This window comes from Sphingomonas sp., from assembly GCF_048595155.1.
In the GTDB taxonomy this organism is placed as follows: domain Bacteria; phylum Pseudomonadota; class Alphaproteobacteria; order Sphingomonadales; family Sphingomonadaceae; genus Sphingomonas_I.
Genome location: NZ_JBMDXN010000101.1, coordinates 111,887 through 125,400, shown reverse-complemented (window position 1 = coordinate 125,400; position 13,514 = coordinate 111,887). Strand labels below are relative to the sequence as shown.

The window sequence follows — 13,514 nt, the reverse complement described above, 5'->3', positions numbered from 1 at the left end:
CCATTTCATCGGCCATGGCCGACACAGCTTGGGAGACAGGCGCTTTGGGCGCAAGCACCGCTTCTGGCGGCGAGGTCGTGACGCGGTTCGCGCCCTCCCCCACCGGCTTCCTCCACATTGGTGGGGCGAGGACTGCCTTGTTCAACTACCTCTATGCCAAGCATATGGGCGGCAAATTCCTGCTGCGCATCGAGGATACGGACCGGGCCAGATCGACCCAGCCGGCAATCGAGGCGATTCTCGACGGTATGACATGGCTCGGCCTCGATTGGGACGGCGATGTCGTCTACCAATTCGCACGCGCCGCGCGGCACGCGGAAGTGGCGCAAGCGCTCCTGGATCGCGGCGCGGCTTATCGGTGTTATGCGACCGCCGAGGAACTGGAGGCGATGCGCGCCGAGCAGCGCGCGGCCAAGCAGCCGATGCGCTATGACGGGCGCTGGCGCGATCGCGTGGCCGGCCCCGATCAGGAGGGTAAGCCTTTCGTCGTCCGGCTGCGTGCCGAGCAGGAAGGTGAGACGACCATCCAGGATCGCGTACAGGGGCCGGTGACGGTCAAGAATGCCGAACTCGACGACATGGTGCTACTCCGGTCCGACGGCACACCTACCTACATGCTGGCGGTGGTGGTCGACGATCACGACATGGGGGTGACCCATGTTATCCGCGGTGACGATCATCTGAACAATGCCTTCCGTCAGATGGGCATCATTCGCGCAATGGGCTGGGCCGAGCCCGTCTATGCCCATATCCCCCTGATCCATGGTGCGGACGGCGCGAAGCTGTCCAAGCGCCATGGGGCTCTTGGCGTCGATGCCTATCGCGACGAGTTGGGCATGCTGCCGGAAGCGGTGAACAATTATCTGCTGCGGCTTGGCTGGGGCCATGGCGATGCCGAGTTCATCACGCGCGATCAGGCGGTGGAATGGTTCGATCTGGACGGCGTCGGCCGGGCGCCAGCGCGGTTCGACATCAAGAAGCTGGAGAATCTGAACGGCCATTATCTGCGTGAGGCAGACGATGCCCGGCTGGCGGAGCTGGTCGCCGCGAAAATGGGTAGCGCTACCAGTCCGAAGCGGTCCGAAATGGACGTTGATTTGCTGCGTCGCGCCATGCCTTTTTTGAAGGTGAGAGCGAAATCTATCAACGAGATAACGGAGAGTGCGAGCTTCCTGTTTCGCAGCCGCCCGATCGACGTGGACGAAGCCGCGGCGAAGCTGCTAGAGGACGGCGCTCGCCAGCTTTTGGCGCGCGCCCGGGACGCTCTCGCGGCCGTCGGGGACTGGAGCGCAGGCGCGCTCGAGGCCGCGATCCGCGAGGTAGCAGAGGAAGCCCAGATCGGCCTTGGCAAGGTCGCGCAGCCGCTGCGCGCCGCCCTGACCGGCCGGACCACCTCCCCCGGCATCTTCGACGTATTGGCGCTCCTCGGTCGCGAGGAGAGCCTGGCTCGGCTTTCGGATCAGATCGATCTGGCGGCGGAACATTGATGGAGTTGAGTGAAATGGCCGACAGCACGATCAGCATCGGGGGCAAGGATTACGATTATCCGGTCCTTTCGGGCACCACCGGGCCCGACGTCATCGATATCCGCAAGCTTTACGGTCAGACCGGCGCCTTTACCTACGATCCGGGCTTCACCTCCACGGCGAGCTGCGAAAGCGGCCTGACCTATATCGACGGCGATGCCGGCGTGCTGCTGCACCGTGGCTACCCGATCGATCAGCTGGCCGAGAATTCGAGTTTCCTCGAAGTCGCCTACCTGCTGATCCACGGCGAGCTGCCGACCGCGGCCGAGCTCGATACGTTCACGTCGACGATCACGCGTCACACGATGCTGCACGAGCAGCTCGCCACCTTCTATCGCGGCTTCCGGCGCGATGCGCACCCGATGGCGGTGATGGTCGGCGTCGTCGGTGCGCTATCCGCCTTCTACCCCGATTCGACGAACATCACCGATCCCCAGCAGCGCATGATCGCGATGCACCGGCTGATCGCGAAGATGCCGACGATCGCGGCGATGGCGTATAAATATTCGATCGGTCAGCCGTTCGTCTATCCGCAGAACGATCTGTCCTACACCGCCAATTTCCTGCGCATGACCTTCTCGGTCCCGGCCGAGGAATATGTGCCGGATCCCGTGATCGTCGATGCGATGGACAAGATCTTCATCCTGCATGCCGATCATGAGCAGAATGCGTCGACCTCCACCGTGCGTCTTGCCGGTTCGTCGGGCGCGAACCCGTTTGCCTGCATCGCGGCCGGCATCGCCTGCCTGTGGGGCCCGGCCCATGGCGGCGCCAACGAAGCGGCCCTGAACATGCTGCGCGAGATCGCCACGGTCGATCGGATCCCGGAATATATCGCCCGCGCCAAGAACAAGGACGATCCGTTCCGGCTGATGGGCTTCGGCCATCGCGTCTACAAGAATTTCGATCCGCGCGCGAAGGTCATGCAGAAGACCGCCGCCGACGTGCTGGAGAAGCTCGGCGTGACGGATCCGATCTTCGACGTGGCGCGCGAGCTGGAGCAGATCGCGCTCAAGGATGATTATTTCATCGAGAAGAAGCTCTATCCGAACGTTGATTTCTATTCGGGCGTGATCCTGTCTGCGATCGGCTTCCCGACGACGATGTTCACCGTGCTGTTCGCGCTGGCCCGCACGGTCGGCTGGGTCGCGCAGTGGAACGAGATGATCTCGGACCCCGACCAGAAGATCGGTCGCCCGCGCCAGCTGTACACGGGCCCCACGCAGCGCGACTACGTGGCCGCTGCCCAGCGCTGATCCCGGCTTAGCGTTCCCCGGCTGCGGCCGGGGGACGCCCATGATAATAACGCGCCCGGAATTCGGTGGCCCAATCGGCCAATTGCCCCGCTGCAATCGCCGAACGCAGTCCAGCCATCACCTGCTGATAGAACCACAGATTGTGCTGGGTGAGCAGCATCGCGCCCAGCATTTCTCCCGCCTTCGTCAGATGATGAAGATAGGCCATGCTCCACCCGCCGATCGGTGATTGCGGGTCGAGCGGCGCCAGATCCTCGGCCCATTTGGCGTTGCGCATATTGATTGGGCCATCCCAGGTGAAAGCCTGGCCGTTGCGGCCTGAGCGGGTCGGCAGGACGCAATCGAACATGTCGATCCCGCGCTCCACTGCGCCGACAATGTCATCCGGCTTGCCGACTCCCATCAGGTAGCGCGGCTTGGCCGGATCAAGCTGGCCCGGCGCGAAATCGAGGCAGGCGAACATCGCCTCCTGCCCCTCGCCGACTGCCAGACCACCGACCGCATAGCCGTCGAAACCGATATCGAGCAGTGCATCGGCCGATGCCTTGCGCAGGCGCTCGTCCAGCGCGCCCTGCTGGATGCCGAAGATCGCCGCGGCCTCGGCATGTGCGCCGCCCGCGTCGAAGGCCGCCCGGCTTCGCTTGGCCCAGCGCATCGACCGCTCCATCGCCGCCAATTGCACCTCTGGCGTCGAGGTGGTGGGCACAAGTTCGTCAAAGGCCATCACGATGTCCGACCCCAGCAGCCGCTGGATCTCGATCGAGCGTTCGGGGTTCAACATGTGGGTGGAGCCATCGAGGTGGCTCTTGAACGCAACCCCATCTTCGCTGCGCTTGGTGAGCGCGGACAGGCTCATCACCTGATAGCCGCCGCTGTCCGTCAGGATCGGCCGATCCCAGCCCGAAAAGGCGTGGAGCCCGCCCAATTTGGCAACGCGTTCCGCGCCCGGCCGCAACATCAGATGATATGTGTTGCCGAGGATGATGTCGGCACCAGTGTCGCGCACTTCGGCAGGCCGCATCGCCTTCACCGTCCCGGCGGTCCCAACCGGCATGAAGGCGGGGGTGCGGATGGTGCCGCGCTTCATGGCGATTGCGCCGGTGCGCGCCTTGCCGTCGGTGGCGTGAATGGTGAAGTCGAAACGAGGGGTCATAGCTGGTCGCTTAAAGGCTGCCGGGACGAGGGGAAAGCACGGGTCAGAGCGACGCGGCGCGTGCCGCATCCGCTCAGTGTCCGTCGAACTCGATCAGGTGATGCACCGTGACGCCGGCCTCGCGTAATTTCTCCGCGCCGCCCAGTTCGGGCAAATCGATAACGAAGGTCGCGGTATCGATCACCGCGCCCGCCTGGCGCAGCAGTTCGACCGCCGCCAGCGCGGTTCCACCCGTGGCGATGAGATCATCGACCAACGCAACGCGCATGCCCTCGCCACAGGCATCGGCGTGCATTTCCAGCCGGTCCGTGCCATATTCCAGCGCATAATCGACGCCGATGCGGGCGCCAGGCAGCTTACCGGGCTTGCGGAGCATCAGCAGACCGCATTTGAGCTTGTAGGCGAGCCCGGCGGCAAAGACGAAGCCGCGGGCCTCGATGCCGGCCACCAACTGCGTCCCCTCCCCTGCAATGGACGCGGCCATCCGATCGATCGCCTCGGCAAAGCCGGGGCCGTCCAGCAACAGCGTGCTGATGTCCCGAAACTGGATACCGGGTTTCGGATGATCGGGGATGGTGCGAACCAGCGCCTGAAGATCAGCGTCCAGCGACATTGCAGCACTCCAAGAAGAAAAAGCTCATTCTGCGGCGGCTTCCAGCAGGGCGACGATCGTCGCATTGATCGGGGTCGGGATGCCGTGAACCTGCCCGAGGCGGACGATGACGCCGTTGCGGGCATCCAGTTCCATGGGACGCCCGGCCGCCCGATCGGCATGGATCGAGTTGATCGAATCCCGCGGTGCCTCGCGATATTTGTCGATGACAATGTCGGGCAGGTGTTCCGGAAGGTGGGCGCCTTCGGCACGGCCGACGGATACACATTCGCGAACCATGGCGCGTTGAATATCGGCGATGCCCTCACGCCAGGCGACACCGCCGGGTTTCATTACCAGCGCAGAGATCGCTCCCGCGCAATTGAAGGCCAATTTGGTCCAGGCAACAGTCCGAAAATCATCGCTGGTCGCGACGGCGATCGGTGTCGCGGCGAATAGGCGTACGAATGCGTCACCAGCTGGTCCATCGGGAACGACGATCGTGCCGAGACGCCGCTGACGAATACGTCCAGGTGCGCTTCGTTCACCCGGTATATCGACGATCGCGGGCAATATCCGGTCTGCCGGAACCACCGCCGCGAAGCGGGCAACGTGCTCCACGCCGTTCTGCAACACCGCAACCTGCGTTGTTGGGCCGACCAGCGCCTGCAGCCATGCGGCGGTCCCGCTGGCATCATAAGCCTTCGTAGCGATCAAGACCCAGTCAAACGGGTTCGCCTGCGCGGGCTGGGTCAGGATTTCGGGCTTCGCCTCAATCGTCCCGTTGGGCGTTTCGACAACGAGGCGTTCGAATGGCGTACGCGCGCACAGCGTCACCTCCAGACCCTGCGATTGAGCGAGCCAGACGGCGACGCTGCCGCCGATGGCGCCGGGACCGATGATGGCGATACGCGTCGGCATTTTCCCGGCGGATAGCGCGTGCCCGCGGAAAGTCATCCCTTTGCGTCGTCAGGCTCGATCCGCTGCGGTGTCTGCCTTCGGCAGGAGCAGCGAGGCATCGCCATAGGAATAGAAACGGTAACCATGCTGGATAGCATGCGCATAGGCTGCCTGCATCCGTTGCCGCCCCATGAGGGCCGAGACCAGCATGAACAAGGTCGAACGAGGGAGATGGAAGTTGGTGAGCAGTCCGTCGATTGCGCGGAACCGATAGCCTGGCGTGATGAAGATGGACGTATCCCCCTCGAACGAGCGGATCACCCCATCCTCGCCGGCTGCGCTCTCGATCAGGCGCAAGCTGGTCGTGCCTACCGCGATGAGGCGACCGCCAGCGGCGCGTATTTGATTGAGGCGATCGGCCGTGGCTGCATCGATCCGCCCCCATTCAGCGTGCATGCGGTGGGCTTCGGTATCCTCCGCCTTGACCGGCAGGAACGTGCCTGCGCCGACATGCAAGGTCAGCGTTGCATGGGAGATCCCGGCAGCCTCCAATCCGTGCAGCAAGTCTGGCGTGAAGTGCAGCGCTGCGGTTGGTGCTGCAACGGCACCTGGCTCATTTGCGAACATCGTCTGGTAATCGGCTAGATCGCGCTCATCCGTGGCGCGCTTTCCTGCGATATACGGTGGCAACGGCATCCGGCCGGCGCGTTCCAGCAGAAGCTCAACCGGCTCGTCACCTTCGAATTCCAGCAATAGCGATCCATCGTCGCGCTTCTCGGTCGCCAGAGCCGAGACATCGGCGCTGAAATTAATGCGATCCCCGACGCGGACCCGCTTGGCGTTGCGCACGAAGGCGACCCAGGCGCGCGGTCCCTCCCGCTTGTGGAGCGTCGCGCCGATGGCCGCCTCCCCCCGCCGGCCTTCCAGTTGCGCCGGGATGACCCGCGTGTCGTTGAACACCAGGCAGTCACCACGCCGCAGCAATGTCGGCAATTGGTTGACGATGCGATCTTCCGTACGATCTCCATCAAGCAACAGCAGACGCGCGCTGTCGCGCGGGCTGACCGGCCGCAGGGCTATGCGGTCTTGGGGAAGCTCGAAATCGAAGAGATCGACGCGCATCGGATCATCCAGTTCGGCATCCGCGGCCGAGCGCGCCCGCTCAGTCGGAGACCGTCACAATAGCTGGCCGGCTGCCCTAGGGACATCCAGCCCAATAGCGCCTTATCGCGGCCGACGCTTCTTCTGCGCCTGCTGAGATGCCGCAGCCGCATCGCCCGCCGCCTGAGCCGCCGCCTGCGCGGAAAGCTGTGCCGCGGCGGCACGCTCGGTGGCGACACTAGCGTTGCCGGCCTTCGCAGCCTTCGCGGCATCCCCTGCCGCAAGCGATGCCTGGGCGGCCTGAGCCGCTGCCGTGTCGGCTGCCGCCGAAGCCGCCTGGGTCGCGACCGGCGGCGTTGCCGCGTCCGCGGGCGGAGCCCCAATCCAGGCCCGTACGATCTTGGTCGGGTTCGCCGGCGGCTCGCCCTTCTCAATCATGTCGACATAGGCCATGCCGGCATAGACCCGCCCGACCACCGTATATTTCCGATCGAGCGTGAGATTGGGCGCGAGCATGATGTAGAATTGACTGTTGGCGCTGTCTTCGCTCTGCGCGCGCGCCATTGCCATAGCGCCGCGGACATGCGGCAGCTCGTTAAACTCCGCCTTCAGATCGGGAAGATCGGAACCGCCTTCGCCGGTGCCCTTCGGGTCGCCGCCCTGGGCCATGAATCCTTCGATGACGCGATGGAACGTCGTGCCGTCGTAGAAATGGCGGTTCGCGAGCGTCTTGATGCGCTCGACCGAGTTCGGCGCCTTGTCGGGTCGCAGCAGGATCGACACGACCCCACCGGTCGAAAGCTGCACATTGAACGTGTTTTCGGGCGTGGGCGTAGGAGCGGCGCCGACCTCCGGCACAGCCATTTCCCGCACCTTTGGCTCCGCATAGCCCTGCGGCCCCGTCACCGTCGACTGCGCAAGCAATGGGGTGGCGAAACCGACCAGGCCCAGTGCAAACAACTTCAAAGACAAAGGATTGAACTCCGTTCTATCAACGCGTGTGAGCGCGTATCTCGGCAGCGACCGCGGCCGGCACAAAATGTTCGATACTGCCGCCACCGCGCGCGACATCCTTCACCAGCGACGAAGCGATGGGAGCGAAGGCAGGCGCGGCGACCAGGAAAACCGTATCAATCTGAGGTGTCATCGTGCCATTCATCGCCGCCATGGCACTTTCATAATCCAGATCGGTGCCGCTGCGGAGCCCACGCACGACGAACTGCGCGCCGACAGTCTGGGCGAAGGCCACGGCCAGGCCGGCGAATTCCTGAACGTCGATATGGGAGGCGATTGTGGCCACCTCGCGGCGCAGCGACGCAACCCGCTGATCCAAAGTGAACAGCGGTGATTTCAGCGAGTTGGTGGACACACCAACGATGAGCCTATCTGCGAGCCGTGCCGCCCGGCGGATGATATCGACATGACCGAGGGTGAGCGGATCAAAGGTACCGGTATAAACGGCAACCCGGTTCACCGGTCGCGCTCCACCACATAACGGGCGATCGCCCGCAGCAGCGCCGCCTCCTCGCCGAAACCGGCAAGATGGCCGATTGCCTGGTCGACCAGAATCTGTGCCTGCTGCCGGGCACGGTCCGGCCCCAACAGTGATACAAAGGTCGCCTTGCCCTGGGCTGCGTCCTTGCCGACCGCCTTGCCCGTGATATCGGCGGCGCCTTCCACGTCGAGCAGATCGTCCGCAATCTGGAAGGCCAGGCCAATGTCCCGCGCATAGGCGCGGATCAGGCGACGTCCCTCCGGCGGCACCCGCCCCAGGATCGCGCCCGCCTCAAGGCAGAAGCCGATCAGCGCGCCTGTCTTCAACTGCTGGAGACGGGTGACGGCACCCAGATCGAACTCCGCGCCATCCGCCACCAGATCCATCATTTGTCCACCGGCCATTCCGGCCGGGCCGGAGGCCTTGGCAAGCTCGGCCGAAAGTTCGACGCGCACGAACGGATCGGCGTGCGTTTCCGCATCCGCGAGCACTTCGAACGCCAGCGCATGGAGGGAATCGCCCGCCAGTACGGCGGTCGCTTCGTCATAAGCCTTGTGCACGGTCGGACGGCCACGACGAAGATCGTCGTCGTCCATGCAAGGCATGTCGTCGTGGATCAGGCGGTAGACGTGGATGCACTCGATCGCGACGCCGACGCGCAATGCGGGGACCCGATCGACCAGGAAGAGATCCGCAGCCGCGCGCACGAGCAAGGGCCGCAATCGCTTGCCGCCGCCGATCGCGGCATGACGCATAGCCTCATATAAGCGGGCCCGCGGATCGGCGGGAACGGCGAGCAGGCGATCGAACATCTGATCGACGTCCGAAGCGATCTGTTCCATCGCCGAGCGAAGGGAAAGCGGCACCACGCTCATCTGCGTCTCAGCCGGCATCGAAAGACTGGGTGCCGCGCGGGCCGCCGTCCGGGCCGAGCGTTATCTTCTCGATCCGCGCCTGCGCGGCCTGCAGCCGCTGCTCGCACTGCCCGCGCAGCTTGTCGCCTTCGGCATAAAGTTCGATCGATTCATCGAGACTTGCCTCACCGCTTTCGAGACGGTGCACGATCGTCTCAAGCCGCTTCAGCGCATCTTCGAAGGACAATTGGGATATGGTGGGATCGTCGCTCATCGGCGGCGACTCTTGGGACCGGAGCGTGTCAGGGTCAAGGCGGCCGCACCCGGTTCGTCCGATCGGCAGGCGTCCGTCAGAGCGCAGCCCAGTCGATTGCATTTGTAGTGAGGGTGCGGGACAGATCCGGCAAAGGATATTTGAGGCCGGTCGCGCAGTTGAACAGCATCACGCGATCTTCGGCGCGGACTAGACCGTCCGCCCGAGCCTTGCGATAGGCCGCCAGCGTCGCACCGCCTTCCGGACAGAGAAGCAGGCCGTCCTTTCGCCCGGCATCCTCCACCGCCTCCCCAATTGCGGCATCCGAGACTGCCATGGCAAAGCCGCCGCTCGCGCGCACGGCATCCAGGATCAGGAAATCCCCGACCGCCTGGGGCACGCGGATCCCCATCGCAATGGTGTGAGAATCTTCCCAGCGACGTGCATGGCGTGCGCCCTCTTCGAACGCGCGTACGATCGGGGCGCAGCCTTCGGCCTGGACGGCCACCATGCGCGGGCGCTCCGACCCGATCCAGCCAAGCGCCTCGAGCTCGTCAAAGGCCTTCCACATGCCGATCAATCCCGTCCCACCTCCGGTAGGATAGAAGATCACGTCAGGCAGTTGCCAGCCGAGCTGCTCGGCCAGCTCCAGACCCATCGTTTTCTTGCCTTCTATCCGATAAGGCTCCTTGAGCGTGGACAGATCGAACCAGCCGCGTTCCTTCACGCCTTGGGCAACGAGCTTGCCGCAATCGTCGATCCGCCCGTCAACGCGATAGACGCGCGCGCCCTGCGCCGCGATTTCGCGAACATTGATCTCCGGCGTGTCGGCCGGGCAGAAGATCACGGCATCGATACCGGCCCGGCTGGCATAAGCCGCAGCGGCCGCACCCGCATTGCCGTTGGTGGGCATGGCGATGGCGGTAACACCCAATTCCTTGGCCATGGAGAGCGCCATGACCAGCCCGCGCGCTTTGAAGGAGCCGGTCGGCAGGCGCCCTTCATCCTTCACCAGCAGCGCGGATGCCCCGCATTCCCGCGCGATCGTGTCGAGCGGTACGATCGGCGTCACCGTCTCGCCAAGGCTGATGATATTTTCGCGGCGGCGCACCGGCAGCAATTCGCGATACCGCCACAGATCGGCGGGGCGCGCCGCCAGCTTATCCTTCGACAGCGCAGAACGCACAGCATCCAGATCATAGCGCACCAGCAGCGGGCGGCCGACGCGAGACAGGCCGTGAAGCCTGTCCGCCTCATAGCGTTCGCCGGTGAGGCCGCATTCGAGATGCGAAACGAAGGTCGGGCGATCGGCCGTCAGATTGTCATCGTGCATTGCCGTTCCCGCCAAAGATGCCTGATGCCCGACCCGGCTTGCCGCGCAGCCGCCGTCAAGATGCCCGATCAGATCCGCTGATATCCTGCGACGTCATGAGCGCCGCGCAGGATATCGTGTCCGAAGATCAGTCGCGCTTGCCGAACAGTGCGTCCACGTCAGACAGGATCGCGTCGCCGGCATGGGAAGCGGTCTCACGCTCCTGGCGCAACTGGCTGATCAGCGCCTCGCGATCCCCATCGAGCCGCGTGTCGATCGGCGCCTCAATCCCGGCAGCCTTGGCCGCCTTGGCAACCACGGCGTCCAGCTCGCGCTGAGACGTCAAACCGAGCGTCACCGGATCCTTCGGCGTGATGTTGGCGATGTTCCAGTGGGTCCGGTCGCGGATCGCGGCGATGGTCGTGCGGGTGGTACCGATCAGCTGGCTGATCTGGCCATCGGACACTTCGGGATGATTGCGGATGATCCAAGCGATGCCATCGGGCTTGTCCTGACGCTTGGACACCGGCGTGTAGCGCGGGCCCTTGGTGCGGCGGACCGGCTCGGGACCCTTGGAGATTTGCAGCTTGTAGTTGGGATCGGCCTGGCCCTTGTCGATCTCTTCCTGCGTCAGCTCGTGCGCGCGCACGGGATCGCGGCCCGTCAGCTTGGTCGCCGCGGTATCATCGGCGATGGCCTGGATTTCCAGAATATGGAGCCCGCAAAACTCCGCAATCTGCTGAAAGCTCAGCGATGTATTGTCGACGAGCCAGGAGGCGGTCGCGTGGGGCATGAGCGGCTGGGCCACTGAAACTCTCCAGATAAAGAAAGGGCCGCCCCTCGCGGAGCGGCCTGAATATGGGCGGAATGTAGAACGAGCCCGCTTTCGGAGCAAGGGTTTGTCTTGCACCCAGGATTGCGGGCGGTCCACGATCCTGGCGTGACACGCTGATGCGCCTTCAGCGGCTCAAGCGTCCAACGATACATGCCCCGGTGCGGCCGACACCGCGTCGATCCAGCGTTGCACAGCGGGCCAGCGCGACAGATCGAAGCCTCCCTCATCCGCGACATGGGTATAAGCGTAGAGGCTGATGTCGGCCAGCGTGACCCTATCCGCGACGAAGAAGTCTCGTTGGGCGAGATGATCGTTCATGACCGCAAGGGCCGCCTCCCCCGCCAGCCGCTTGGCCGGGATCTGCGCTGTCTGGCTTGCCGTGAGGCGCTCTTCCCCAATGAATGCCTTCCAGAAGCGCAGGGTCGCTATATTGGGTTCGTGATTATATTGTTCGAAGAACATCCAGCGCAGCATGTCCGCCTGTTCGAACCTGTCGTCCGGGATGAGCGGCGTGCCGGTCGCCAGATACCAGCAGGCGGCATTGCTTTCGGGCAGCAAACGGCTTCCCACCTGCAGCACGGGAATGCGCCCGTTTGCGTTGATGTTTTGCAGGAAGGCCGGGGTGCGCGTCTCGCCATGCATGATATCATAGTGCCGACGTTCGAGCGGCAGACCTAGCAGCGCGGCAGTGAGCCTTATCTTGTAGCAATTCCCAGACGGGGCATATTCGTGCAGGACCATCGGCTCCATCGTCACCCTCCTGGGGCAAGGCGACCACCGGCCTCGCCATCGGCATGGCTATGTTCGGCGGCTTCCGCTTCGATCACGCTACCGATCATGCCCGGCGCGCGCCAATTGCCGTAGCGATAATAAGCGATTGCCAAGACGAGGGAAATGGCCGAGCCGAGCGGAAAGCTCCACCAGAGCACGTCTATCCCGTAACGCGGCATCAGCGCGGCGGCGAAGCCCAGCCTCCCAACCAGCACGCTCAGGATCAGGATGATCAGCGGCGCGTAGACAGCACCATTGGCGCGCACGGTAGAGAAAAGCACCAGGGTCACGCCGAACAGTATGAAGCTCCAGCTGCCGATCAGCTGGATGTGCCGCGCGATCGGTATCGCCGCACTCTCGCCGCCGACGAAAAGGGCGAAGATCGGGCGATCGAACAACAGCATGACAACAATCAGAGCGCCCGTCATGACGATGTTGGTGATCACGCCCGCGCGGGTGATTTGACCGACCCGATCCCAGCGCCCGGCCCCTATATTCTGTGCCGCCATCGCCGACACCGCCGCGCCGATCGCCAGGGCAGGCATCTGCACATAGGTCCAAAGTTGCTGGGCAATGCCGTAGGCCGCGGTCACGTCGATCCCGGCGCGGTTGACCAACCCCACCATCACCAGGCCCGACAGGCTGAACACGAGCATCTGCATGCCCATTGGCAGGCCCTTGATCGCGATCACCTTCAGCAAGGCACGATCGGGACAGAGATAGCGAAGCTCCGTACCCCGCAGCCGGATCGGCAGATCACGCGCATAAATGTAGTAAATGCCGACAAGGAGCATCACATAATTGGCGGCCAAAGTAGCCACGGCCGAACCCGCAATGCCCATGCGGGGAAAGGGCCCTACGCCCGCGATCAACAGCGGGTTGAGCCCTGCATCGAGAATGACCGAGAGGATCATCAGTCGCAGCGGCGTGACGCTATCCCCCGTGCCCCGCATGCCCATGGTCAGCAGAACGCCGATGAACATGGGTGGCATCGCAAGGAAGATCACGCGCAGATAGGCCAAAGCGAGCGCCTGAGACTGGGCGGGCGTCGCCAATATCTCCAGCAGGTGCGGGGCGAAAAGCCACCCGAAGAGCGCGATCAGAACCGAGATGATCGCGAACAGGCCGAGGGCCGTACCCATGGCACGGCGGGCCCCCTGAACGTCCCCGGCCCCCATGCTCTGGCCCACGAGAATGGTGGCTGCCATCCCGAAGCCGAAGCCGAGCGCGAACATCAAGAACATGACAAGGTTGGCGTTGGTGGTCGCCGCCAGCGCGCCTTCGCCAAGGAAACGACCGACCCAGATCGAATTGATCGAACCATTGAGCGACTGAAGTACATTCGAGCCCAAGGTCGGCAGGGCGAACAACAGCAATGTCCGGGCGATCGGGCCTTGCGTCAAATCGCGCCGGCCCGCCTGCGCGGCCGGTCCGGACATTTTGGTGCTAGCGATTGCCCCCTCCTT

General features: G+C 64.1%; 14 protein-coding genes. 2 read left to right on the top strand and 12 right to left on the bottom strand.

The genetic code is table 11. From position 1 onward, the window contains the following. Positions 1-44 precede the first annotated feature (44 nt). Positions 45-1,487: a glutamate--tRNA ligase gene (gltX, locus tag ACOJSI_RS15460; protein ID WP_420139293.1), complete on the top strand. Its 1,443-nt coding sequence runs from the start codon at positions 45-47 to the stop codon at positions 1,485-1,487. 14 nt (positions 1,488-1,501) lie between these two features. Then, positions 1,502-2,782, top strand: a complete 1,281-nt coding sequence (gltA, locus tag ACOJSI_RS15455) for a citrate synthase (protein ID WP_420139292.1) — start codon at positions 1,502-1,504, stop codon at positions 2,780-2,782. Positions 2,783-2,789: 7 nt separating this feature from the next. Here gltA and tgt read toward each other — a convergent pair whose 3' ends face one another. The 12 genes from tgt to ACOJSI_RS15395 form a co-directional block, all read right to left on the bottom strand. Further along, positions 2,790-3,935 (bottom strand): tRNA guanosine(34) transglycosylase Tgt, encoded by a 1,146-nt coding sequence (tgt, locus tag ACOJSI_RS15450; RefSeq protein WP_420139190.1) that lies wholly within the window; start codon positions 3,933-3,935, stop codon positions 2,790-2,792. A gap of 73 nt (positions 3,936-4,008) precedes the next feature. Then, complete coding sequence (locus ACOJSI_RS15445) at positions 4,009-4,548, bottom strand: adenine phosphoribosyltransferase (protein WP_420139189.1); 540 nt, start codon at positions 4,546-4,548, stop codon at positions 4,009-4,011. A gap of 24 nt (positions 4,549-4,572) precedes the next feature. Further along, positions 4,573-5,448, bottom strand: coding sequence for a 2-dehydropantoate 2-reductase (locus ACOJSI_RS15440; protein ID WP_420139188.1), 876 nt, complete (start codon positions 5,446-5,448; stop codon positions 4,573-4,575). Positions 5,449-5,496: 48 nt separating this feature from the next. Further along, positions 5,497-6,549, bottom strand: coding sequence for a tRNA preQ1(34) S-adenosylmethionine ribosyltransferase-isomerase QueA (queA, locus tag ACOJSI_RS15435; RefSeq protein WP_420139187.1), 1,053 nt, complete (start codon positions 6,547-6,549; stop codon positions 5,497-5,499). 102 nt (positions 6,550-6,651) lie between these two features. Beyond that, the gene (locus ACOJSI_RS15430) at positions 6,652-7,401 is read right to left on the bottom strand and encodes a peptidylprolyl isomerase (RefSeq protein WP_420139291.1); all 750 of its coding nucleotides are present in this window, start codon (positions 7,399-7,401) and stop codon (positions 6,652-6,654) included. 118 nt (positions 7,402-7,519) lie between these two features. Beyond that, positions 7,520-8,002, bottom strand: a complete 483-nt coding sequence (gene coaD / locus ACOJSI_RS15425) for a pantetheine-phosphate adenylyltransferase (protein WP_420139186.1) — start codon at positions 8,000-8,002, stop codon at positions 7,520-7,522. Continuing rightward, positions 7,999-8,865 (bottom strand): polyprenyl synthetase family protein, encoded by an 867-nt coding sequence (locus ACOJSI_RS15420; protein ID WP_420139185.1) that lies wholly within the window; start codon positions 8,863-8,865, stop codon positions 7,999-8,001. The genes coaD and ACOJSI_RS15420 overlap by 4 nt, the downstream gene beginning before the upstream one ends. A 40-nt stretch (positions 8,866-8,905) precedes the next feature. Continuing rightward, positions 8,906-9,151, bottom strand: a complete 246-nt coding sequence (locus ACOJSI_RS15415; RefSeq protein WP_420139184.1) for an exodeoxyribonuclease VII small subunit — start codon at positions 9,149-9,151, stop codon at positions 8,906-8,908. Positions 9,152-9,227: 76 nt separating this feature from the next. Beyond that, a complete protein-coding gene (locus ACOJSI_RS15410; protein ID WP_420139183.1) occupies positions 9,228-10,463 on the bottom strand; it encodes a threonine synthase in 1,236 nt (411 codons plus the stop codon). Positions 10,464-10,590: 127 nt separating this feature from the next. Continuing rightward, entirely contained in the window at positions 10,591-11,250 is a 660-nt protein-coding gene (locus ACOJSI_RS15405) for a DUF1013 domain-containing protein (RefSeq protein WP_420139182.1), read from the bottom strand. A gap of 159 nt (positions 11,251-11,409) precedes the next feature. Continuing rightward, positions 11,410-12,027, bottom strand: coding sequence for a glutathione S-transferase family protein (locus ACOJSI_RS15400; protein ID WP_420139181.1), 618 nt, complete (start codon positions 12,025-12,027; stop codon positions 11,410-11,412). 2 nt (positions 12,028-12,029) lie between these two features. Further along, a complete protein-coding gene (locus tag ACOJSI_RS15395) occupies positions 12,030-13,487 on the bottom strand; it encodes an MATE family efflux transporter (RefSeq protein WP_420139180.1) in 1,458 nt (485 codons plus the stop codon). Positions 13,488-13,514: the final 27 nt, after the last annotated feature.

Coding starts and splice junctions, on each gene's coding strand:
- gltA (WP_420139292.1), top strand. CDS start 1,502: ATGGCCGACAGCACGATCAGCATCGGGGGCAAGGATTACGATTATCCG.
- tgt (WP_420139190.1), bottom strand. CDS start 3,935: ATGACCCCTCGTTTCGACTTCACCATTCACGCCACCGACGGCAAGGCG.
- ACOJSI_RS15445 (WP_420139189.1), bottom strand. CDS start 4,548: ATGTCGCTGGACGCTGATCTTCAGGCGCTGGTTCGCACCATCCCCGAT.
- ACOJSI_RS15440 (WP_420139188.1), bottom strand. CDS start 5,448: ATGCCGACGCGTATCGCCATCATCGGTCCCGGCGCCATCGGCGGCAGC.
- queA (WP_420139187.1), bottom strand. CDS start 6,549: ATGCGCGTCGATCTCTTCGATTTCGAGCTTCCCCAAGACCGCATAGCC.
- ACOJSI_RS15420 (WP_420139185.1), bottom strand. CDS start 8,865: ATGGAACAGATCGCTTCGGACGTCGATCAGATGTTCGATCGCCTGCTC.
- ACOJSI_RS15415 (WP_420139184.1), bottom strand. CDS start 9,151: ATGAGCGACGATCCCACCATATCCCAATTGTCCTTCGAAGATGCGCTG.
- ACOJSI_RS15410 (WP_420139183.1), bottom strand. CDS start 10,463: ATGCACGATGACAATCTGACGGCCGATCGCCCGACCTTCGTTTCGCAT.
- ACOJSI_RS15400 (WP_420139181.1), bottom strand. CDS start 12,027: ATGGAGCCGATGGTCCTGCACGAATATGCCCCGTCTGGGAATTGCTAC.
- ACOJSI_RS15395 (WP_420139180.1), bottom strand. CDS start 13,487: ATGTCCGGACCGGCCGCGCAGGCGGGCCGGCGCGATTTGACGCAAGGC.